Annotated in this window: 23 protein-coding genes and 1 pseudogene; 19 read left to right on the top strand and 5 right to left on the bottom strand. The window is 70.5% G+C overall.

Going from position 1 to position 21,203, the window contains the following annotated elements; all coding sequences use genetic code 11:
* The first annotated feature begins 188 nt into the window (after positions 1–188).
* The 3 genes from ACFRCG_RS10250 to ACFRCG_RS10240 all read left to right on the top strand — a co-directional run bounded on the left by ACFRCG_RS10250 (position 189) and on the right by ACFRCG_RS10240 (position 4,253).
* Positions 189–1,073: a universal stress protein gene (locus ACFRCG_RS10250; protein WP_380030359.1), complete on the top strand. Its 885-nt coding sequence runs from the start codon at positions 189–191 to the stop codon at positions 1,071–1,073.
* 50 nt (positions 1,074–1,123) lie between these two features.
* The gene (locus ACFRCG_RS10245; protein ID WP_380030358.1) at positions 1,124–1,684 is read left to right on the top strand and encodes a hypothetical protein; all 561 of its coding nucleotides are present in this window, start codon (positions 1,124–1,126) and stop codon (positions 1,682–1,684) included.
* 142 nt (positions 1,685–1,826) lie between these two features.
* Complete coding sequence (locus ACFRCG_RS10240; protein WP_380030357.1) at positions 1,827–4,253, top strand: glycoside hydrolase family 65 protein; 2,427 nt, start codon at positions 1,827–1,829, stop codon at positions 4,251–4,253.
* A gap of 15 nt (positions 4,254–4,268) precedes the next feature.
* Here the strand turns inward: ACFRCG_RS10240 and ACFRCG_RS10235 are convergent, their stop codons facing one another.
* Positions 4,269–4,610 (bottom strand): SHOCT domain-containing protein, encoded by a 342-nt coding sequence (locus ACFRCG_RS10235; RefSeq protein WP_380030356.1) that lies wholly within the window; start codon positions 4,608–4,610, stop codon positions 4,269–4,271.
* 277 nt (positions 4,611–4,887) lie between these two features.
* On the opposite strand from ACFRCG_RS10235, the gene ACFRCG_RS10230 reads away from it, so the two are divergent.
* Positions 4,888–5,295 carry an HPP family protein gene (locus tag ACFRCG_RS10230; RefSeq protein ID WP_380030355.1) on the top strand — a complete coding sequence of 136 codons (408 nt, stop codon included), beginning with the start codon at positions 4,888–4,890 and terminating at the stop codon, positions 5,293–5,295.
* Between the two features lie 168 nt (positions 5,296–5,463).
* Positions 5,464–6,036, top strand: coding sequence for a DUF5994 family protein (locus tag ACFRCG_RS10225; protein ID WP_380030354.1), 573 nt, complete (start codon positions 5,464–5,466; stop codon positions 6,034–6,036).
* Between the two features lie 51 nt (positions 6,037–6,087).
* On the opposite strand, the gene ACFRCG_RS10220 is transcribed toward ACFRCG_RS10225, so the two are convergent.
* Positions 6,088–7,101, bottom strand: coding sequence for an Acg family FMN-binding oxidoreductase (locus tag ACFRCG_RS10220; protein ID WP_380030469.1), 1,014 nt, complete (start codon positions 7,099–7,101; stop codon positions 6,088–6,090).
* 367 nt (positions 7,102–7,468) lie between these two features.
* On the opposite strand from ACFRCG_RS10220, the gene ACFRCG_RS10215 reads away from it, so the two are divergent.
* From ACFRCG_RS10215 to ACFRCG_RS10195, 5 genes are all read left to right on the top strand, one after another.
* Positions 7,469–7,684 (top strand): DUF1918 domain-containing protein, encoded by a 216-nt coding sequence (locus ACFRCG_RS10215; RefSeq protein ID WP_380030353.1) that lies wholly within the window; start codon positions 7,469–7,471, stop codon positions 7,682–7,684.
* A gap of 92 nt (positions 7,685–7,776) precedes the next feature.
* A complete protein-coding gene (locus ACFRCG_RS10210; RefSeq protein ID WP_380030352.1) occupies positions 7,777–8,451 on the top strand; it encodes a CBS domain-containing protein in 675 nt (224 codons plus the stop codon).
* 191 nt (positions 8,452–8,642) lie between these two features.
* The gene (locus ACFRCG_RS10205; RefSeq protein WP_380030351.1) at positions 8,643–9,716 is read left to right on the top strand and encodes a zinc-dependent alcohol dehydrogenase family protein; all 1,074 of its coding nucleotides are present in this window, start codon (positions 8,643–8,645) and stop codon (positions 9,714–9,716) included.
* A 63-nt stretch (positions 9,717–9,779) separates the two neighbouring features.
* Positions 9,780–10,199: a CBS domain-containing protein gene (locus ACFRCG_RS10200; RefSeq protein WP_380030350.1), complete on the top strand. Its 420-nt coding sequence runs from the start codon at positions 9,780–9,782 to the stop codon at positions 10,197–10,199.
* Positions 10,200–10,314: 115 nt separating this feature from the next.
* Entirely contained in the window at positions 10,315–11,094 is a 780-nt protein-coding gene (locus ACFRCG_RS10195) for a potassium channel family protein (RefSeq protein WP_380030349.1), read from the top strand.
* 70 nt (positions 11,095–11,164) lie between these two features.
* Here the strand turns inward: ACFRCG_RS10195 and ACFRCG_RS10190 are convergent, their stop codons facing one another.
* Positions 11,165–11,653, bottom strand: coding sequence for a hydrogenase maturation protease (locus ACFRCG_RS10190; protein WP_380030348.1), 489 nt, complete (start codon positions 11,651–11,653; stop codon positions 11,165–11,167).
* Positions 11,654–11,814: 161 nt separating this feature from the next.
* Between ACFRCG_RS10190 and ACFRCG_RS10185 the strand changes: the two genes are divergently transcribed.
* The 5 genes from ACFRCG_RS10185 to ACFRCG_RS10165 are packed head-to-tail and all read left to right on the top strand — an operon-like array spanning position 11,815 to position 16,400.
* The gene (locus ACFRCG_RS10185; RefSeq protein ID WP_380030347.1) at positions 11,815–12,960 is read left to right on the top strand and encodes a 4Fe-4S dicluster domain-containing protein; all 1,146 of its coding nucleotides are present in this window, start codon (positions 11,815–11,817) and stop codon (positions 12,958–12,960) included.
* A complete protein-coding gene (locus tag ACFRCG_RS10180; protein ID WP_380030346.1) occupies positions 12,957–13,421 on the top strand; it encodes a cyclic nucleotide-binding domain-containing protein in 465 nt (154 codons plus the stop codon). The genes ACFRCG_RS10185 and ACFRCG_RS10180 overlap by 4 nt, the downstream gene beginning before the upstream one ends.
* The gene (locus tag ACFRCG_RS10175; protein ID WP_380030345.1) at positions 13,418–14,215 is read left to right on the top strand and encodes an FAD/NAD(P)-binding protein; all 798 of its coding nucleotides are present in this window, start codon (positions 13,418–13,420) and stop codon (positions 14,213–14,215) included. The genes ACFRCG_RS10180 and ACFRCG_RS10175 overlap by 4 nt, the downstream gene beginning before the upstream one ends.
* A 2-nt stretch (positions 14,216–14,217) precedes the next feature.
* Entirely contained in the window at positions 14,218–15,024 is an 807-nt protein-coding gene (locus ACFRCG_RS10170) for an oxidoreductase (RefSeq protein ID WP_380005867.1), read from the top strand.
* Positions 15,021–16,400, top strand: a complete 1,380-nt coding sequence (locus ACFRCG_RS10165; protein ID WP_380030344.1) for a Ni/Fe hydrogenase subunit alpha — start codon at positions 15,021–15,023, stop codon at positions 16,398–16,400. The genes ACFRCG_RS10170 and ACFRCG_RS10165 overlap by 4 nt, the downstream gene beginning before the upstream one ends.
* 117 nt (positions 16,401–16,517) lie before the next feature.
* On the opposite strand, the pseudogene ACFRCG_RS10160 reads toward ACFRCG_RS10165, so the two are convergent.
* Positions 16,518–16,697, bottom strand: a pseudogene (locus ACFRCG_RS10160) (universal stress protein); the annotation flags it as partial.
* Between the two features lie 1,236 nt (positions 16,698–17,933).
* On the opposite strand from ACFRCG_RS10160, the gene ACFRCG_RS10155 reads away from it, so the two are divergent.
* Positions 17,934–18,359 carry a hypothetical protein gene (locus ACFRCG_RS10155; protein WP_380030476.1) on the top strand — a complete coding sequence of 142 codons (426 nt, stop codon included), beginning with the start codon at positions 17,934–17,936 and terminating at the stop codon, positions 18,357–18,359.
* A complete protein-coding gene (locus ACFRCG_RS10150) occupies positions 18,356–18,559 on the top strand; it encodes an RHS repeat domain-containing protein (protein WP_380030468.1) in 204 nt (67 codons plus the stop codon). The genes ACFRCG_RS10155 and ACFRCG_RS10150 overlap by 4 nt, the downstream gene beginning before the upstream one ends.
* On the opposite strand, the gene ACFRCG_RS10145 is transcribed toward ACFRCG_RS10150, so the two are convergent.
* The gene (locus ACFRCG_RS10145; protein WP_380030343.1) at positions 18,549–19,148 is read right to left on the bottom strand and encodes a lytic polysaccharide monooxygenase; all 600 of its coding nucleotides are present in this window, start codon (positions 19,146–19,148) and stop codon (positions 18,549–18,551) included. The two genes, ACFRCG_RS10150 and ACFRCG_RS10145, sit on opposite strands and share 11 nt — an antisense overlap.
* A gap of 662 nt (positions 19,149–19,810) precedes the next feature.
* Here ACFRCG_RS10145 and ACFRCG_RS10140 point away from each other — a divergent pair.
* Both ACFRCG_RS10140 and ACFRCG_RS10135 read left to right on the top strand, forming a co-directional pair.
* The gene (locus tag ACFRCG_RS10140) at positions 19,811–20,191 is read left to right on the top strand and encodes a peptidase inhibitor family I36 protein (RefSeq protein WP_380030342.1); all 381 of its coding nucleotides are present in this window, start codon (positions 19,811–19,813) and stop codon (positions 20,189–20,191) included.
* A 68-nt stretch (positions 20,192–20,259) separates the two neighbouring features.
* On the top strand, positions 20,260–21,153 hold the full coding sequence (locus tag ACFRCG_RS10135) for a hypothetical protein (RefSeq protein ID WP_380030340.1): 894 nt from the start codon (positions 20,260–20,262) through the stop codon (positions 21,151–21,153).
* Positions 21,154–21,203 lie beyond the last annotated feature (50 nt).

The raw sequence follows: 21,203 nt of genomic DNA, 5'->3' as shown, positions 1-21,203 counted from the left end.
AGCCCTCGCGACCTCCGGCACAGGGCCGGTGGGGATGGTCGACCGGGCCGAAGGTCCCGGTCCCGCGGTACCGGGCAGCCCTGTGTCCGCCCGTCGCGTGGGCGCACCCTGAGGGTGAGGGGCCGACCGGATGTCGCAAAACCCGACTCCGCCGCCCGAGGCGTCGTTCGGCGACGATTGGACAAGTCATGAGCACCGGAACCCATCTCCCCGACCTCGGGGTCCTGGTCGGCTACGACGGCTCACCGGGGGGCGAGCGCGCACTCGCGTGGGGTACCCGCGCCGCCGCCGCCGCGAAGACGCCGCTCCACCTGACGATGGCCGTCCCGCCGGCCGCCTTCGGTGGCCATGCCCGCGCGGACGAGGTCCGCAGGGGCGCCCGGGCCCTCCTGGAAGAGGCGGCGGCCCGGAGCCACGCGGCGTACCCCCACCTGACCGTCGAAACCTCCCTGCCCGAGGGACCGGCGGCGGACGCGATCCTGGAGGCGAGCCGACGGGCGGAGACGATCGTGGTGGGCACGCGGGGCCACGGCGGCTTCGCGGGCCTGCTGCTCGGATCGGTGTCCCTGCGGGTGTGCGCGCACACGTCCTGCCCCGTGGTGGTCGTGCCCGCGGAGGCCGACGAGGTGGACACCCCGAGTGTCGTCGTGGGCGTCGCCGATCACAGCGACACGCCGGCGGTCGAGTTCGCCGTGGAGCGGGCGCGCCTCATCGGCGGCAGGGTGATCCCCGTCCACGTGTGGACGCTGACGATGGCGGGCTACTTCCCGGGCGTGGTGGCGCCGCTGCTGGGCGACCCGCTGGACATGGCGACCACCCACGACCACCTCCTGACCGAGATCCTGGAGCCGATCAGGGCCAAGGCGCCGGATGTCACGATCGAGGCCATGGTCACCACCGGGGCGCCCGCCTACGCGTTGATCGGCGTCGCCGCGCACGCGGACCTGCTGGTGGTCGCCGCCCACCGCGCCCACGGCCCCTTCCCGATGCGCCTGGGCCCCACCACGCACGCGGTACTGCACCACGCGTCCTGCCCGGTGGCCGTCGTGCCGATACCCGCCACCGCGCCATGAACGCCGCGAGGCCGCACGGGCCCGGAACGCTCGCACGAGGGCGACGCCGCATGCGCGCCCTCCTCGGCCGCGAGCCGCTGTATCGGCGCTGCGACGTCACGCACCTGCGGTCCACGCTCGCGCTGACGATCCTGGCCCTGATCCTGGTGCCGCTGGTCGTCCTGGCGGCCGTCCATGTCCGGATCCACTCCGGCGAGACCGCTCGGAGCCGCGAACTCGCGCACAAGCACCGGGTTTCCGCCGTGCTGATGATCAAGCCGCCCATCGTGGCCCGACCCGGCGCCGAGACGGTGGCGGCGGATGTGAGCTGGGTCGCGGCCGATGGCACCACCCACACCGGCGTGGCGCAGGTGCCGCTCGGGGGAGCGGCGGGCGACACGACCGGCATCTGGCTCGACGCCGAGGGCCGACCCACCACACCCCCACCGACCCACGACGCGATCGTCGTCGACGCGATCACCGCCGGGATGCTCGCGTTCGCCGCGTCAATCATGGTCACGGCCGGGGCGTTCGGCGCGGAGCAACTGTTGACCTCCCGCCGGCGCGCCCGGGACTGGGAGCGGGAGTGGGCGGTCGTGGAGCCGACGTGGACCGGCCGCATCGAGCACTGAGTGCACAAGGGCGCGCGACCCGGTGGAGGGCGCGCGTACCCTGAAGATGTTCGGCAGGCGCCCAGGCACTGCGGGACCGACTCGATGCGGAACCGGGCTGGACGGCCGTCGTGCCTCGCCCGGGAGAGCGGATATCGATCCGATGAGCAGACCCAGACGCCCACCCCCGCAGGATCCCTGGACTCTGGCATTCCAAGGCTACGAAGCCCAGGACGAGGGCCGGAGAGAGGCGCTGTGCGCGGTCGGCAACGGCTATCTGGTGACCCGAGGGGCCGCGCCGGAGTCGCGTGCCGACGGGATCCACTACCCCGGCACCTATCTCGCCGGTCGCTACGATCGTGTGCTCTCGACGATCGACGGGCGTCGGGTGGAGAACGAGGATCTGATCAATTGCCCGAACTGGCTGCCGGTCACGTTCCGAGCCGGCGGCGCGACCGGATGGTTCGGTGAGGACCCCTCGACGCGGATCGTGTCCCAGCGCCTGGAACTCGACCTGCGCCGGGGAGTACTGACACGGGACGCGCTGATCGTCGACGCGGCCGGCCGGCGCACGCGCCTGCGGCAACGGCGATTCGTCAGTCTCGCCGAACCGCACATCGCGGCCCTGGAGACGGTGCTGACCCCGGAGAACTGGTCGGGCCCGCTGCACGTGCGCGCGGCGCTGGACGGCACCGTCGCCAACACCGGAGTCGCCCGCTACCGGGACCTGGTCGGCCGCCACCTGACTCCGACCGGGCAGGGGTGCGAGAAGGAGGCCCTGTGGTTGTGTGTGCACGCCCTCGGATCCCCACTGCACATCGCGCTGGCGGCGCGCGTCGGCCTCCGCCTCGACGGCGCGACCGTCGACGTCGCGTCCGAACCCGAGTCACTCCCCGGCCGACCAGGGCGGATCTTCACCGTCGAAGCCGTCGCACGGCAGTCACTGATCATGGACAAGACGGTGGCCGTATACACCTCCAAGGACCCGGCCGTGGGCGATCCACGGACCACAGCCCTGCGCGCGCTCTCGCGCACGGGCTCCTTCGACACCCTGTTGCGCGACCACGTCACCCGCTGGGACCAACTGTGGCGCCGATTCCGCACCGAAGCGGAGTTCACCGACCGCGCCGGCGAGGACAACACCCTTCACCTGCACCTGTTTCACACCGCGCAGACCTACTCCGAACACACCGTCGACCTCGATGCCGGAATGCCGGCCCGCGGCTGGCACGGCGAGGGATATCGCGGACACGTTTTCTGGGACGAACTGTTCGTGCTGCGAACGCTCAACCTGCGTACGCCGCAGATCAGTCGCGCCGTGCTGCGATACCGGTACCGGCGCCTGGACGCCGCCAGACAGGCCGCCGCGGACATCGGCGTGCGCGGGGCCATGTACCCGTGGCAGAGCGCCGCCGACGGCACCGAGCAGGCCCCGAGCACACACCTCAACCCGATGTCCGGACGGTGGCTCCCCGATCGCACACACCTGCAACGCCACGTCGGTCTGGCTGTCGCCTACAACACGTGGCAGTACTACCAGGCCACCGGCGACATCGACTTCCTCGACACGTCCGGTGCGGAAATGTTGCTGGAGATCGCCCGCTTCTGGGCAAACACCGCCCGGTACGACCCCGCCTTGGAGCGCTACCGGATCCGCGGCGTGATGGGTCCCGACGAGTATCACGACGCCTATCCGTGGGCCGACGACCCCGGCATCGACGACAACACCTACACGAACGTGCTCGCGGCATGGGTGCTGTCCCGCGCGCTCGACGCGCTCGACGCGCTGCCCGGCTACCGACGCGACGAATTGACCGAACGCCTCGACCTGACCCACGACGAATTCGACCGATGGCGGACGGTCGCCCGTCGACTCTTCGTCCCCTTCCACGACGGCGTGCCCAGTCAATTCGCCGGATACGAGCGCCTCGCCGAACTGGACTGGCCGCGCTACCGCCGGCGATACCCGAACAATCGACGCCTGGACCGCATCCTGGAGGCCGAGGGCGACAGCGTGAACCGCTACAAGGCGTCCAAACAAGCCGACGTGCTGATGCTCTACTACCTGTTCCCCGCCCGGGAGATTCGCGGACTGTTGCGAAGCCTGGGCTATTCGGCGGCCCACGAGATGACGCAGCGCACCGTCGAGTACTACCGGGCCCGAACCGTGCACGGATCGACGCTCAGTTCGGTGGTGCACGCGTGGGTGCTGGCCCGCACCGACCGCCGGCGATCGTGGCGATTCTTTCGCGACGCCCTGGGCGGTGACGTCCACGACGTCCAAGGGGGAACCACAGCCGAAGGCATCCACCTCGGCGCCATGGCCGGGACGGTCGACCTGATGCAACGCTGCTACACCGGGCTGGACACGCGTGGTGACGTACTGTGGCTCGATCCTCGCCTCCCCGCCCGCTTGCGTCGACTGGAGGTCGAACTGCGCTACCGGGGGCACTGGGGCGTGGTGGTCGAGGTCGACCGGCGGGAAGTGACCGTGAGCCTGCGCCCGGGACAGGGTGGTCCGGTCCCGATCGGATTCCGCGGCGCGGTGGTCGAGATCCCGCCCGGTGGCAGCCGTACGTTCACTCTCTGAAACACGCACGCGGCGTCAGCCGCCCCATGTGTCCGAGTCGCCCCGGCCACGACCCTTGCTTCCACCCGGCGTGTGCGAGCCGGTGGTCAGGACCGCCATGCGCTCGCGGTACTCCTCGGTGTCGATCTCGCCTCGGGCGTAGCGCTGAGCCAATACCTCGGTCGCCGACGGACCGGCCGGCTCCGAGGGTCCGCGACCGTGTGCGGCGCCGCGTGCCAGGAACCACACCACCGCGACGATCGCCGCGATCAGGAGCAGCATCATCACCGACCCCCACACCCAGTTCCAGCCGTCGTCCTCGTACATGTGTCCCACGTGGCGTGCGGGCGCCACCGCCAGGGTCGAAAGCGCTTCCATCGCCCTCACCTTCCTCGGATGCCGAACCGGCTTCCGCCTTCATGGTGCGTCGAATGTTCGACGAGCACCGGAGCCGACCGGCCCACCCGACAGGGCCGATCGACCCTTACGAGGAGGTATCGCCGCGTCGGACGGTGGGGGCGTGGACGAGGCGGATCCACCCCACGCCGAGGGGACGCCCCGGGCGGACGGATCGACGGAGAGCGATGTGAACTCCGCGAGGACGCAGACGACGGAACCGAAGCGGGTCTTGACGCCACACGATTCGATTCCCAGGGTGAGCGACGTCATGAGCGCGCCGGTCGCGTACGTGTCCCTCACGGACACCCCGCGCAGAGCCCGCGAGTTGATGCTCGCGCTCGGAGTGCGCCATCTCGTTGTGATCGATCCGGGCAACGGCGAGGCCGTGGGGGTGCTCCGTGACCGGGACCTCGCCGAACCGCGGGCGATGCACCGCTGCCGGCATCTGGGATGGGGTCCCCGCAGCGTCACCGAGCTCCTACGGCGGTGCGTGCCGATCGTGCGACCGGAGATCGACGCGCTCACGGCCGTCGAACGTATGCTCGACGCGGGCGTCGACGCGCTGATCGTCTCCGGTCGATCCCGACTGCCGCTCGGTATCGTCACCAACCACGACCTGGTACGTGTCCTGACTCGGATCCACGACGACGGGGCGGCGGGATGACCGCCGGGGGCGGGGTTGATCGCGGATCCACATGCGTACCCGGCGCGCGGTTCCTGTTCCGCCCGCCCCGGGGCTACCGTGGAGAGAACGAGAGTGACGTCGTGAGGACGCCGGCACTCGCGCCGACCGAGTTCGAAAGCGCGGGTCCGGTCGGGTAGGCGAATCCCCATGCTGAGCGTGACGGTGACGGAGGCGGATGGGCCCGCGCGTTTGACGATGTTCGCGTGCGGTGGGGGCAGGAGCGATGAGTTGGACGGGGTGTGGTGGCCGCACTCCCGGGCGACGGTCGAAGAACTGGCGGCGCTGTTCACGGCGATGGAACCCGTGGGTTCCTACTCGCGAGCGACGCTCGACCGCACCCTGTGGCCCGGCCCGCCCCGGCCGTTCCGGATCACCGGACTCGGCCGGGTGGTGCGTTGGGGCGGGTTCGTGGCCGGGCAGGATCCGCACAGGGTCGAACTGTTCTCACTGATCGACCCTTTCCGGGAACTGCTTGTGGTGCCCCCGGAAACAGCGCCCCGGGTCGCGGCCTATCTCATGGACCCGAACCGGGTGCGTGACGCCTTCCGTTCGCCCACCGAGATGCTGCACGAGGCCGCGGAGCGGATGAACGAATCCGCCGTCGCGCGCACCCCGACCCTCCTCGGAACGGGCCACGGCGACGGGCGCCCACGAGCACGGACCGCCACCCGCACGGCCGCCGGGGTCGCCTACGACACCGAGGCCGGGGCCGTGCCGTAGTCGGCGTTGCGCGTGACGTGGTCGGCACGCCCACCAGAGGTTCCACGCCGATCAGGTCCGGCCCGTGTCCGTTCCCGTGACCGTCGCGTTCGGGGTCTTCGTGCCGGCGTCGTCCGCGGCCGGCCGTAGAGTCTCCGTCACGGGTCGGCGAGGGGTTGGGGCTCCGGGAGGCCCGTACCCCATCCGCAGCACCATCTGGACGTGACCGGGGCCGGTCCGCGGGTCGCGCAGGGTCGCACGGGTATCCGGCCATTCGACGGCCTGATGCAGGACCGACATACGCAAGCCGTGGACGGTCGCCAGCAGCCATACCCGCTCCATGGCCTGCCCCGCGCGCAGCCAGTCTTCCGGACGGTCGAAGCGTGTGGTCAGGGTGGCCACCTGGGGCAGTGCCTCGAAGCGCCGCGTGGAGGTGGGAAAGGCGGGCGGGTGCCCGGTGAAGGCGCGCACCGGCACCCGGGCGTCGTGGTCCTGTGGGCCCAGGGCCGCACGCGGGATGCCGTCGGTGGTGAGTTCCTCGAGTCGCAGCCATGTGCGGGTTTCCGCCTGCCGGGCGAGGTCCGCGGCCGTGCGTCGTTCGGCCTCGGCCGTCAGGTTCAGCACGCGGCGGGCGTCGGCCTCCTCCAGCACGTCCAGGACCACGCCTTCCGCCGCGGCGGCGGTGATGAGTTCACCGACGACGCGCTCCGGCACGTCACGGTTGGCGAACGGCAGTCGGCTGGAGTGCCGGTCACCGATCGCCGGGTAGAGATCCGGACCGTACGGCCGCGAGTCGTGGGTGAATCGACTCAGATCGAGTACGGCCGCCGCAGGCGGTTCGACCCCCTCGGGCAGCAGCGTCACGTGCGGATCCCGGCCCAGTCGTCCGGCGGCGACACGCATGTTGAAAACGGCCGCGCCGACCGAGATGTACAGGGCCCGACCATCGGGATCGGTGAGCGGAACGGCACGCGTCCTGTCCGCGTACACCGTGATCCCGCGATCGTCTTTCGTGGCTCGGAAGTACCACGGTTGACTGTTTTGGAGTGAAGGTGCCGCGCCGCCCGCGGCAGCCAGGTGCCGCATATCCGCGGGACTCAGGGATGCGTTCGCCATATCGATCTCTCCCCACGGCCCATCGGTGCGGCCGTATGCCGGGAACGGCGCGTCGGGGCCGCCTCCGCGGGGCCGGCGCCGGATATGACCAGTTTCGGGGATTCGGCCCGGGGGCCACAGGGCCGGACGTCCCCGAAGGACCCGGGCCATGAGTCCCATACGCGACCCGGCGCGGCGAGAAGCGGCCGACCCGATGTGCGGCGTCGAGCCGCCGCTCGGTCGGCCCGGGCCGTTCGGCCCTGTGCGAGTACGAGTCGTCGGCGCATTCTGGGGTTGGCGGCCGGCGAAAGCCCTGCCGCCGCCGTGAACTCGGAAAGTCGGAAAGGGGAGCGGCGACATGGAGGCGCGGGTAGGCGACTGGGTGGTGGTCGAGTCCCCACACGTGGGCGAGCCTCGACGCGTCGGCCTGGTGATCCGGGTCGAGCACGCGGACGGCACTCCGCCCTACACGGTGCGCTGGACCGAGGACGACCACGAATCGTTGTTCTTTCCCGGTCCGGAAACGCACATCGAGAAGCCTGAAGCGATGTTCGGATCGAAACAGCGCGGCTGACACGAAGTTGCCGGGCCGCGGTCGCGGTCGGAAGGCGGTCGCCTCGAGCGGGTGAAGAGCACCGACGGCGACGCCCCTGAAGGAGAGGCGCCATGCATCACCGAACGGTTGCCGAGTGCATGACCAGGGAGGTCGTCCGGGTACGGCCCGACACGCGGTTCAAGGAGATCGTCGAACTCCTGGCGGGCAACCACGTCACAGCGGTGCCCGTCGTGGACGTGTCGGACCGTCCGATGGGCGTGGTGTCCGAGGCCGACCTGCTCCGCAGGTCCACCACCCGGGCCGACCCGCCCGACCCGAGCCGGCCTTCTGATTCACAGGCGTGGGAACGGGCCGACGCCGAGGGCGTGCGGGCCGAGGAATTGATGTCGGCGCCCGCGGTGTGCGTACGTCCGGACTGGACCGTGGCCGGCGCGGCCCGCCTCATGGCGGTGCACGACATCAAGCGACTCCCGGTGGTGGACGAGGAGGACCGGCTACAGGGCATCGTCAGCCGCGGTGACCTGCTGCGCGTCTTCCTACGGGGCGACGACGCCATTCGCGACGAGATCGATCAGGACATCCTGCGGCGAATGTTGCGCCTTGCCCCCTCCGAGGTGACGGTCGAGGTACACGAGGGGCAGGTCACCCTGGGGGGATCCGTCGAGTTCAAAAGTCGAATCCCCGTCATCGAACGACTGTGCCACAGCGTCGACGGCGTGGTCTCGGTACACGAGCACATCGCCTACCGCACCGACGACACCCACGATTGGTCCGGCGCCATGTGACACCTTCGAATCCGGCGCTCCCACCGCTCCGCTTGAGCGGGACCGCGATGAACGACGGCACGGCACGGGGGCGCCGACAGGACGTTCGGCCCGGGCGTACGGCACCATCGGCCCTGTGCTCCATGGCCCGCGCTTACGACTCTGGAAGACGAAGGCACAGCGCTCGACCATCCCGCATGGGGGCGAGACTCATGGGCACCGATACCTCCGCGCGTGGGCGCGCCGGGCGATCATGGGTGGTGACGCGCCCCGGGCCGATCGACACCCATCCCCTCGAACTCGTGGAATACGAGCCGGCGGAGCCGGGCCCGGGGGAGATCCTGGTGCGGGTGGAGGCGTGCGGCGTGTGCCGTACGGACCTGCACCTCGCGGAGGGCGACCTGGCGCCGCACCGGGCGAACACCGTCCCCGGGCACGAAGTGGTGGGCGTCGTGGAGTCAGTCGGCACGCACGCGACGCGCTTCGTCCCCGGTGACCGCGTCGGCATCGCCTGGCTTCGCCACACCTGTGGGAAATGCCGCCACTGCCGAAGCGGCGCCGAGAACCTGTGCCCCGATTCGACGTACACCGGTTGGGACGCGGACGGCGGGTTCGCCGACGTCGCCTCGGTGCCGGAGGACTACGCGTACGCGCTGCCCGCCGATCGCGACGCCGAACACCTGGCGCCGCTGCTGTGCGCGGGCATCATCGGCTACCGGGCCCTGCGGCGCGCCGACCTTCCACCCGGTGGCAGGCTCGGCATCTACGGTTTCGGCGCGTCGGCCCACCTCGCCGCACAGATCGCCCTGGCGCGGGGCGCGTCCGTCCATGTCATGACCCGCTCCGCACAGGCCCGCCGACTGGCCCTGGAACTCGGCGCCGCCACCGCCGGCGACACTTACGAGTCCCCACCCGAACCGCTGGACTCGGCCATCGTCTTCGCCCCCGTCGGCGACATCGTGCCGGCCGCCTTGGCGGCACTCGACGCTTCCGGAACCGTGGCGGTGGCGGGCATACACCTGACGGACATTCCGCCGCTGAACTACCAGCGGCATCTGTTTCGGGAACGTAATCTGCGCAGCGTCACCGCGAACACCCGCGACGACGGCGTCGAGTTCCTACGCCTGGCGAGGGAGATCGACCTACACGTGACGACCACCCCCTACCCCATGGGCCGCGCGGACCACGCGCTCGCCGATCTCGCCGCGGATCGAGTGCACGGCGCGGCGGTCCTGATCGCCGATCGACCCGGAGAATCTCGAACAACCTCGAATCCGAGCAGGTGAATCATGTCCACGACACACGTTCATCCAGGGCGAGCGACGCCTGTTCCGGCGGTTCGCGAGGTGATGCACGGCCCCGTTGTCGCCGTCGCCGGCCAGGACACCCTGTGGCAGGCCATGGATCGTATGCTCACGGCCCATCTGCGCCACGTGGCCGTCGTCGACGAGGGTCACGCCGTGGGTTTGCTCAGTGACCGCGACCTCGCGTCGGTGTGGGCTCTCGATCCCCTGGGACTCAAGCACCGCACGGCAAGGGACGTGCTCGGATCCGAACCCTGTCTCGTCGCCCCCGACATCGACGTGATCAGCGCGAGCGAGCGACTTCTGGGAGCCGGCCTCGACGCCCTCCTGGTGGTGGACGAGACGACTCGCCCCGTGGGCGTACTGACCGACCACGACCTGCTCGACGTACTGGTGGACCTGTACGGGAAGCGCGACGATCACGGGGAGCGTGGCCCTCGTCATCCGAATATGCTTCCCGATTGACCTTCGGGGTGCGACGGACCTGCCGACCTCGCGAGAGGCCCGCGCCGTCGTTTAGCATGCGCGGGGAGCGACCCCCGGTCGGTCCGGCGATGTCCCTACCGTGACGGAGTTCGTGATGCGGGGCCCGAACGGAGACCAGGAGCCCACGGCATATCAGCGGTGGGAGAGCGCGATAACCCCGTGGCTGACCCTCCTGGCGGCCGTTTCGTTGACCACGTTCGTCCTGAGCGAGGCGTTACAGGCCCGCGAGCGCCCGGTGCTGTGGATCGAGTACGGGGTGTGGGCGGCCTTCCTGACCGACTACCTCGTCAGGCTCGGACTCAGCCGGGACCGCTGGAGGTTCGTGCGCGCCCACCCGCTGGATCTTGCCGCGGTCGCGATGCCCGCGACGCGGGTGTTGCGCCTGATCGCGGTGATCGGCCGGGTCGGGGCCGTCGCCCGCAGCGGGCGCACCGGCCGCCTGTTGGCGAGCACGGTCGTGTTGGTCCTCACGATCCTGGTCGCCGGCGCCGCCGCCGTCCTGGAGCCGGAACGCCGTGCTTCGGACGCGAACATCACGGGTTACCCGGACGCTCTGTGGTGGGCGATCAGTACGATCACCACCGTCGGGTACGGCGATCTGCACCCGGTCACCACCGAGGGTCGCATGGTCGGTGCGGTGCTGATGGTGGTGGGCATCGGCATGATGGGCGTGGTCACCGCGACCATCGCCACACGGTTGATCCTCCCCGAGCAACAGGCCGAGGAACGCCTCGAATACGCGCGCCTGGACAAACGCCTGCAGGCCATGGAGGAGCAACTGCGGCGCCTGAACGATCATTTGGGCGCCCATCCTCGCCCCGATTCCGTCGTCGACGTCCCCGCCCGACAGCCCGACCGCCCTTCCGCGCAGTGAAGGCAAGGATCGAACCGCCTGTGGGTCGCCCCGCGCGTGCGGAGGGCTCGGGCCTTGCTTGACGAATCCCTCACTCGGCACGCGAGCCGATTTCTCGCGAGATTCGCCGTGCGAGGGGTTCCACCGCCGCGGCCACGGCCCCGGTCATGCCGTTGCCCGGGCCGGTGTCGGCGCTCTCGACCGCATAGACGACCAAACGCCCGGGCAGGCGGTCCAATACGCGGGCTAGTTCGACGGCTTCTCCGAGACCGAGGCCATGGGAACTCGTCGTATCGCCGGACGGGGGCAACCGCTCCGCGTCGAGTACCAGGCGGTGCACGCGCCCCGGCCGTCCGGGGTGGGCGTGGGCGGCGTCGACCACGACGGCGAGATCGGCGCCGTCCCACAACGCGATCAGCCGAGCGGGATCGCCGTCGCACGTGCGCAAGGTGACACCGGCCGGCAGCGGGGACGTGGCGGCCTGCTCGGCCAAACGGGCCACGACCGCCCATCCCACGCCGTCATCGCGCCGATACTCGTTGCCGACACCGATGACGACGATTCGTACGCTCACGTCCATGACACCTCCCCTCCCCGTCGCGCCCTCCCGACGGTCGCTTCGGACCCGAACGAGGGAACGATTGGCCCACCTGGATCAGGAATGATTGCGACAGGTCACGAAAGTGGCACACATCGTGACGATACTGATGCGGGATCGGATCGCGATGCGGAGGTCGGCGAATGATGCGGTGCGACGACGCGGTGATCGACAAGGACGGTCTGGACGCCCTGATCACCATCCTCGCCCGCCGGGGGCGCACCGTCATCGGGCCGACCGTCCGCGACGGCGCGATCACCCTCGCCGAAATCTCCGGCGGCACGGACCTGCCCTACGGCTGGGGGGTGGAACTGGAAGCCGGACGCTATCGACTCGTCGCGCGCGAGGACGGCGCCGTGTTCGCGCACAGCGCGGGCCCACAGTCGTGGAAGACGTTCCTGCATCCGCCGCGGGTACGGGAGTGGAGCGCCGACCGCACCGCCGACGGCGGCATGGTGGTGACGCCCGACGACACCCCGGTGCCGGCGTACGCGTTCCTCGGCGTGCGCCCCTGCGACCTGCGAGCCATCGCCGTTCAGGACCGGGTTCTGACCGGCGGCCGATACAGCGACTCGGCCTACCGCCGACGCCGGGACCGCGTGTTCCTGGTGGCGGTGGAGTGCACCGAGCCGGGGGCCACCTGCTTCTGCGTGTCGATGGGGTCCGGCCCCGCCGTGGAACAGGGCTACGACCTCGCGCTCACCGAAGTGCTCGACGGCGACGGCCACCGCTTCCTGGTCCGGGCCGCCAGCGGGGAAGGAGCGGCGGTCCTCGCCGAACTGCCCGGCCGCGCCGCCGACTCCGCCACCCGCTCCGCCGCCCGGGAGCGGGTCGCCGAGGCGGCCGACCGCATGGGTCGAACGATGCCGCTCGTCGACCTGCGCACACTGATGCGCGATACCCTGGACGCCGAGCGCTGGGACGACGTGACGGCCCGTTGCCTGACCTGCGGCAACTGCACGATGGTGTGCCCGACCTGCTTCTGCACCAGCGTCGAGGACGTCACCGACCTCACCGGCGACCACGCCGAACGGTGGCGACACTGGGAGTCCTGCTTCGACCGGGACTTCACCCATCTTTCGACCGGCCCGGTCCGCGACTCCGCACGCAGCCGATACCGGCAGTGGGCCACCCACAAACTCGGCACCTGGCACGACCAGTTCGGCAGCTCGGGTTGCGTCGGATGCGGTCGCTGCATCGTGTGGTGCCCCACCGGCATCGACATCACGGAAGAGGCCCACGCACTGCATCGGGAACGCGAGCAGGGCCGGGGACGGGAAGTGGGATGAGCGTGGCCCGGTACGGCTTCCTCGGCGCCCTCGCGCCCCCGCACCGCGAGCGGTTGCTCGCCTTCGCGCGGGAGGTGCGCTTCCCCGCCGAGACCCGCGTCTTCGAGGAAGCGGGCCTCGCCGACCGATTCTGGCTCGTCCGCTCGGGACTGGTCGCGCTGGACATCCATGTCCCGGGCCGCCGCGCAACCGTCGTGGAGACCCTGGGGCAAGGCGAACTGCTGGGCTGGTCCTGGTTGTTCGAGCCCTACCGATGGCACCTCGGCGCGCGGTGCCACGCCGGCGTCACCGCGTACGAGTTCGACGCCGAGCCGATCCGTGCCGCCTGCGAGGAGGACACCGACTTCGGACTCGCGCTCACGCACGGCGTCGCCGAGGTCATCGCACGCCGACTGAAGGCGACTCGCACCCGCCTGCTGGACCTGTACGGACCCCCCGGCAGCGGCGGCGCGACACCATGACCACGCCCGTCCCGTACCGCGTGGTGGCGCGCCGGGTCGATACGCCGGACACCGCGACGATCGCCCTGGAACCCGTCGGAGCGGCCCTTCCGCCCTTCGCCCCCGGCCAGTTCGCCATGGTGTACGCCTTCGGCGTCGGCGACATCCCCCTGTCGGCCTGCGGCATCGACGGCCCACGCCTGACACACACCGTCCGCGCCGTCGGAGCCGTCTCCGGCACGCTGCACGGCATGCGCGTCGGCCAAACCGTCGGGGTGCGCGGTCCCTTCGGCACCGGGTGGGACCTGTGCGAAGCCGAAGGACACGACCTCCTCGTGGTGGCCGGGGGTATCGGCCTGGCGCCGCTGCGCCCCCTCGTACTTGCCGCACTCGCCGCACCCGAACGCCACGGACACCTGAACGTACTCGTCGGGGGGCGGACACCCGGCGAACTGCTCTATCCCGACGAGCCCTGGCAGGCGGCGGCCCGGGTCCGCGTCACCGTCGACCGCGCCGGCCCCGAGTGGACGAAAGACGTCGGCCTGGTCACGACGCTGATCGACCGGGCCGAATTCGATCCGCCGCGGACGGCGGCGTTCGTCTGCGGGCCCGAACCGATGATCCGGGCCACCGCCGCCGACCTCGTGCACCGCGGCGTCGCCCCGGACCGGATCCGGGTCTCGCTGGAGCGCACGATGCACTGCGGCACCGGACACTGCGGGCACTGCCAACTCGGACCCCTGCTGCTCTGCCGCGACGGCCCCGTCGTCGACTGGATCCACGCCGAACCCCTGCTCGCGGTCCGGGAGTTGTGACGATGCCCGACAACGACACGCCGGGTGGCGGCCATCCGCGCCCAAAACTCGCCGTATGGAAATTCGCCTCCTGCGACGGCTGCCAACTCACCCTGCTGGACTGCGAGGACGAACTCCTCGGCATCGCCGCGCACGTCGACATCTCACACTTCCTCGAAGCGTCCAGTGCCGTCGCGCCCGGACCCTACGACCTGTCCCTGGTCGAGGGATCGGTGACCACCGAGCAGGACATCGAGCGGATCCGGCACGTGCGAGCCGTCTCACGCCGCCTGGTGACCATCGGCGCCTGCGCGACCGCCGGCGGCGTCCAGGCCCTGCGCAACTACGCCGACGTCGCCGAATTCCAGGCCGTCGTCTACGCCCGACCCGACTACGTCGCCACCCTGGCCACCTCCACCCCCATCGCCGCCCACGTCCCCGTCGACTTCGAGTTGCGTGGTTGCCCCATCGACCGCGGCCAGTTGCTGGAGGTCATCACCGCCCACCTGGCCGGCCGCACGCCCGGTGTACCGCGACACAGCGTCTGCTTCGAGTGCAAACAGCGCGGCACGACCTGTGTGACCGTGGCTCACGGCACCCCCTGTCTCGGTCCGGTCACCCACGCCGGGTGCGGCGCGCTGTGCCCCACGTTCGGGCGCGGCTGCTACGGCTGCTTCGGCCCCTCCGACTCCACCAATTTCCCCGCCTTCATTCCGCTGCTTCGACGCGACGGCATGGACACCCTCGACGTAGTGCGTGTGCTGCGCACCTTCAACACCGCCGCCGAGGAATTCGACGCGGCCTCCCGCGAGGAGGAAGAGTCCCGGTGACCCATCGCGGCTCGCGTGTGCTGCACGTCGGTTCGCTCACCCGAGTGGAGGGCGAGAGCGCGCTGCACCTGGACCTGCACGGCGACCGGGTCGTCGAAGCCCGGTTGGCCATCTACGAACCCCCACGCTTCTTCGAGGCGTTCTTGCGCGGACGCTCCTACACCGAACCACCCGACATCACCTCCCGAGTCTGCGGGATCTGCCCCGTCGCCTATCAGTCGAGCGCCTGCCGCGCGGTCGAGGACGCCTGCGGTGTCGTGGTGGACGGACAACTCGCGGCCCTGCGACGCCTGCTCTACTGCGGTGAGTGGATCGAGAGCCAGACACTGCACATCCACCTGCTCCACGCCCCCGACTTCCTCGGCCGCGACAGCGCCATCGACCTGGCCCGCACCTACCGCGCCGACGTCGAACGCGGCCTGCGGCTCAAACAGGCCGGAAACGCGATCCTCGAACTGCTCGGCGGCCGGGCGATCCACCCCGTCAACGTCCGCCTCGGCGGCTTCCACCGCGTCCCGTTCCCGGCCGAACTACGACCCCTGGCACAGACGTTGCGCCGAGCCCGGGACGACGCCGCGCAGACGGTGCGCTGGGTGGCCGGCTTCGAGTTCCCCGACGCCGGCTGCGACCACGACCTCCTCGCCCTGGCGCGACCCGGCAGCTACGCCATCGAGGCCGGCACGCCGACGGTCATGCCGGCCCCGCACACCGCCGGCCTGCGCCCGGACAGCGACCGGGCACTGCCCACGCGCACGTTCGCCGTCTCCGCGTTCGACGACCACGTCGTCGAACACCCGGTGCCGCACTCCACCGCGCTGCACTCGCGGCTCGACGGCCGCCGCCACCTGACCGGTTCACTCGCCCGCTACGCCATCAGCGGGCGTTGGCTGTCCCCGCTCGCGCTCCAAGCCGCCCTGGAGGCGGGACTCGGCGACCCCCGACAGGGCACGGTCTGCCGAAATCCCTACCGCAGCATCATCGTTCGCGCCGTCGAGGTGCTCTACGCCGTCGACGAGGCACTGCGCCTGATCGAATCCTACGAACCCCCTCCGCGTGCCGCCGTCGACGTACCACCGCGCGCCGGCACGGGCCACGGCGCCACCGAAGCGCCACGCGGCCTGCTCTACCACCGCTACACCCTCGACGCACAAGGGACCATCACCGATGCCTCTTTGGTCCCACCCACCGCGCAGAACCAGGGGGCGATCGAAGAGGACCTGCGCCGCCAGGTCCAGGACCGACTGGCCGGCGGCGACACGACCGACGCCGCGCTGACCACCCTGTGCGAACGGTTGATCCGCAACCACGACCCGTGCATCTCCTGCTCCGCCCATTTCCTCGACCTGACCGTCGACAGGACCGGCACCCCCCTGTGACGGCACGCACCGCGGCGAACGGGGGAGTCCGGGACCACGTCGCGGCATGGCGAGTGCCTCGGTGGAGGCCTCGGTGAGGGCGTCGACCGGGTTGCCGAAGACCACCTCGTGCTTCGTCGGCACGTCCGGAAACCGTTCACCCCATCCCGCGAGCGTCCCCGCCAGGCGGATCCGCCCTGCTCTGATCTGCTCGGCCCGGACGTCGGTGGCGGTGACCGGCAGTCGATCGAAGCGCCGTACGTGCACGGCCGACAGCGAGGCGCCACGCAGTGTGGCCTCCTCGTAGGCGAACGCCACCGCCGATACCGAGGCCTGCGAGCCATCCACGCCCACGACGACGGTCGCGGCCGACTGTCACGCAGCGCCGCGATCGGTGATCCGTCCGCGAGGACACGATCGACCGGGACACGAGGGCGCCGCGCGGATGCCAGGGCTTCGGCTTCGTCCAGGATGCGCAGCCCGGCGATATGCAGGGCCTCCTCGGTCGTCCGTGCTGTGTCGATCGCGAACGACTCGGCCGCGGGCCGTTTGCACACGAACGACGCACGAGGCGACTCGGGACGTGCTCGGGACGGGACGGGGTCCGCGGTCACCGGGTCATCCGGCCCTGTTGCCTGGGACCGGTCCCATGTTGGTCTGGTAAGTGTCGACGACTCGGGGAACGACATGGAGTGTTCCTTCGCGACTCGCATCGGCGGGTCGCAAACCCCCAGGAGGTGGGTATCGTGCCACGCATCAGGGTCGTCAAGAAGCCCACACGCCCGCGCACCGTGCCGCCGATTGATCTGCGGACTCCATCGGGGCGGCTCCTGCGCTATTGACCGCGTCCACCCCGTCAACGCGGGCACGAGTGCGTGGGCGGGGACGGGAAGACCGGCGGACATCCCATCCCCGCCTCCGGGGCGACCGTGTCCTCGTCCGCGAACGCGGGCCCCGGCGCCTCGCGGACGAGATCCTCACCGTTCGAGACCGACGGGCCGACGAAGGGCGTGACGGTCGTACGAACACGACACGACCGACCGTCACGCCCGCCGGGGCGCCGGCCGTCGCGTCATCCTCGCCGATGACGTCCTCGTCGCAACGGACAGGGATGGCAGGGACCTTCGAGGGGTCTGTACGCGTCGTGGGCCGAGGGCGCGGATGCGGGGCCTACTCGGGTGCACTTGAGTACGCGTACTCTGCCGCGCGCCGTGCGGCGCTCCTAGATTCGACGCGAAGTCGACGAGAGCACGACGTCGACGCGACCTCGGGAGAGACATGCTGCGGGCGGGAACCGGACGTCGGAACATATGCGCCGCGGTCGTCGTGACCACGGCGGCGCTGACGCTCGTCACCGGATGTGGGCGCGCGGACGCGGGAGCGCGGGATGCCGCGGCGCCGGGCGGCGCGGGCGAGGTGTCGCCGGCGCCGACCGGTACGGGCGAGGGGGCGCGGCCGCCCGGCGACGCGTCGACCGGCGGCGATACACCGGGCGTGAGGGTGAACGACACGAAGGCGCGGTTGAGTTACGTACTGCCCCCCGGATGGACGGTCATGACCGAGAACCCCGCGGGCGTGCTGACCTCCGGCGCGAGAGTGGGCAGGCAGTGGCAACCATCGGACGGCACGGGCAGGCCCGCCGACGCGGCGTACGTCCATGTGGGCACGATCGGCAGGGAACTATTCCCGGCGTTCGGCGGCACCCGGAACACGGCCAAGACCCTCACCAACATCATCGTCTGCCCGGACGAGTACCAGGGCAGATTCCTCGCGGACACCGAGGCCACCCGGGTCGACGGCCACGACGCCTGGTACTCCGAGGGCGAGTGCGTCCTCCCGGGCACCGATCGGCCGCCACTGCGCACCCGCGTCACCTTCATCGACACCGGCGGCGACGCCGTTCTCTTCACGGACAGCGCGAGCTCGCCCGCACGACGGGACGAGATCGCCATGATCACCAAAAGCCTGCGGATCCAATAGACCAACGCCGTTGCAACCCGCGCGAGGAGCTGAAGTCGGTCACCGACGCGGGCGGCAACACCCGGACGTACACCTACGACTTCCTCGGCCGCGTCATCGACACCACCGACGCCCGCGGCCCATCGGCACCCGCACGGGTCCGGCGGCGGGTCCCTGGGGCGCGCCGCCGGACCCGTGCTCATGCCGACGTCAGAACGTGACGTCCGAGCACGAGTAGAACGCGTTGTTGGTGTCGGCCACGTCCCAGACGGCGAAGACCACCGCGCGGCCGGTGCGCCCGGCCGGCAGCGTGCCGGTGTGCGAGGTGAGCGCGGCCGGCTGCGCACCCTGGTAGGGCACGGTCAGGAACGGCGTGCTCTCCAGCTGGGCGCGGGTGATCGGCGTGGTGGGGTCCCAACTCGGTTTGGTGACGTAGTACCGGAACGTGCTGGTCGAGTGGCGGGCCGTGATCTTCCAGTTGAAGGTCGTCGACGCGCCCGAAGTCACCGCCGTGGTGGGCCAGTTGCCACCGCGCGGGTCGTCCAGCGGAGACCAGCGGGCGTCGGCGCCGGCGCACAGCTTGCCGTCGGCCGGGCCACGCGACGGGTAACCCTTGGGGCCCTCGACGCTCATGGGCTCCCACTGGATCTGGCCGCAGTTCCTGACCGTGCCGTTTCCGCACAGCGCGGAGCGGCTGGCCGGGCCGGTGACGAAGCCGTGGGACGCGGCGGGACTCGCCAGCATCAGCGGGGCGGCGACGGCGGACGCCGCCAGCGTCGACACGGTCGACACGATGGTCCTCTTGCGCATGGAACTCTCCTCGTGGATGAAGACATGCGGAGACGATCGAACCGCTCGGGCACCGACGGGAGCGGTGACGGGGACGTCGCACGGTGTCCGAGCGTGATGTGCCGGGGACGTACGCCCTCAAGGTAGAAGGACCGGATCCCCCTGGGCAATGGTCTGGACCATTCTCGTTTGGGAGAGTCGCGGTGAACCGGTTCGCGTGGCGTTCGAAAGGCGATGTTTGCAGGACAATGGCTGCTTTGCCCTATTGGTATCGCGTCCCGTATGGAGTGTCGTATACGGAACGTGCACCCGGTCGCGGAAGCCTCCGCGAGTGGCGGACGCCCGAAGTGGCCCCGGATGTCCCGGGCTCGTTCGGCCGAGCGTTCACCCGGTCGGCGCCGCCTGCCCCCCGAGTGCGTCCACGCGCTCTGCCGTGCCGTGTCCGGTTGCCTTCATAGTGGCCGGTGGTCGCCGTTTCGGCGCACCACCGCGACATCGGACGCCCTCCCTGTGATCCGCTCGACGTCGACGAAGCCGCACGACCGGACGACGACGCGGCGGCGATGCGATTTTCGGGTCGGCGGCCTCGGGGAGGTGTCACCGCAAGGGAATCGATGCCGCGGGGGTTTCGGATTCAGCGCCGGATGCGGACAGCACTCGGCCGTCCTCGACAGGAGACCGATATGGGCATCCGCTTCGCGGCCACCGGGGCCTGCCTGACCATGACCATCGCATTGACCGGTGTCGGAACCGGCGCGCAGGCTTCGACGGTTCGGACCGAGGAGCGCAAGGCTCCCTCGGCTCTGACATGTCCGGCGGGCTACTTCTGCGCCTACAGCGAACCCAACTACAGGGTTCAGATCCTGAAGTCCCGGGCCGGTCGCGGATCGGAGGTGGACGTGGCCGATGGGAAGACGAGGTCGGGCTCCAACAACACCGCCAATGAATGGGTGGGGGTGAACTACCACTGCTGCGGCGTTCCCGACGACGACGTCAACAAGTGGGCCCCCTATACGGAAATGAACAACAATTCCACGAAGATCGACTACTTCAGCGTGAGGTAGTCGTCGCAGCGAAGGAGAAGTCGTATTCCGGGCACCCCTGTTCTCGGCGGGAAGCGGGAAGACGGGCGATGTCGAGATTCACCGTGCCGGGCTTGGCCGTGTGGCTGGTGCTGGCCATCGGATCCGTCGCCTGCGGACGGGAGCCGGAGGCGGACGTCCCGGACCGCCTCCGGCAACTCGTGGACCGCCCCGCGGTGCTCGACGACGCCGAGAACCGGTTGATCGCGCGGTGTGTGAACCAGGCGGGGATGACCTACCCGCAGGTGCCCCTCCCGCGTGACGACCGGCCCATGATCGGGCTGCTCCGGGGCGCGGCGCCGCTGCGCGCCGAAACCGTACGGGAACACGGCTATCCCGACAGGTGGATGACCGACGCCCGGATTCCGGAGAAGGGTCCGGTCGAGACCCACGCCGATTCCTTGCCCGCCGATGCCAAGGAGCGATTCCATCACCTGCTCCGCGGCGAAGGCGGCGACAACGTTCGGGTCGTACTGCCGGGGAATTTCGAAGTGGCCGCCCCTTCTTCGGGTTGTGTGGGCGGCGCCCGGCGGCGACTCTACGGGTCGGTGGAGAACTACCTGACCGTGTACTACCTTCCCGAACTGGTGCAGCGTCGGGCCGTCGCGGCCGACGAAGACCCCGACGTGCGCGTCGCCTACGCGGCCTTCGCACAGTGCATGGCCACCGAGGGATACCACACGGCGACGCCGGCCGCCGCCGTCGACCTGGCCAGGACGTACTATCCCGACGGTCGGCGCCAGGGCGCCGGGGCCGAAGAGAAGAAACTCGCGCTCGCGGACGCGCAGTGCCAGGCCACGACGCGACTGCGCGAACGGCGCGCCGCCGCCGTCGATCGCCTCGCACGACGCTGGCTGGCCGGCAACGCGGCCGCCGTGTCGAAAGCCTACGGATTGTTGCAGGTTGCCCTGGTCGAGGCGAAGGCGGCGACCAAACGCGGGTGACCCCGCTCGGGGACTCGCCGGCACGTGTCCGAGGCCACCGCCTTCGTCGC

Origin of the sequence: Embleya sp. NPDC056575, assembly GCF_042793325.1 — a bacterium.
In the GTDB taxonomy this organism is placed as follows: domain Bacteria; phylum Actinomycetota; class Actinomycetes; order Streptomycetales; family Streptomycetaceae; genus Embleya.
This window is presented reverse-complemented; position numbering and strand designations above follow the sequence as displayed.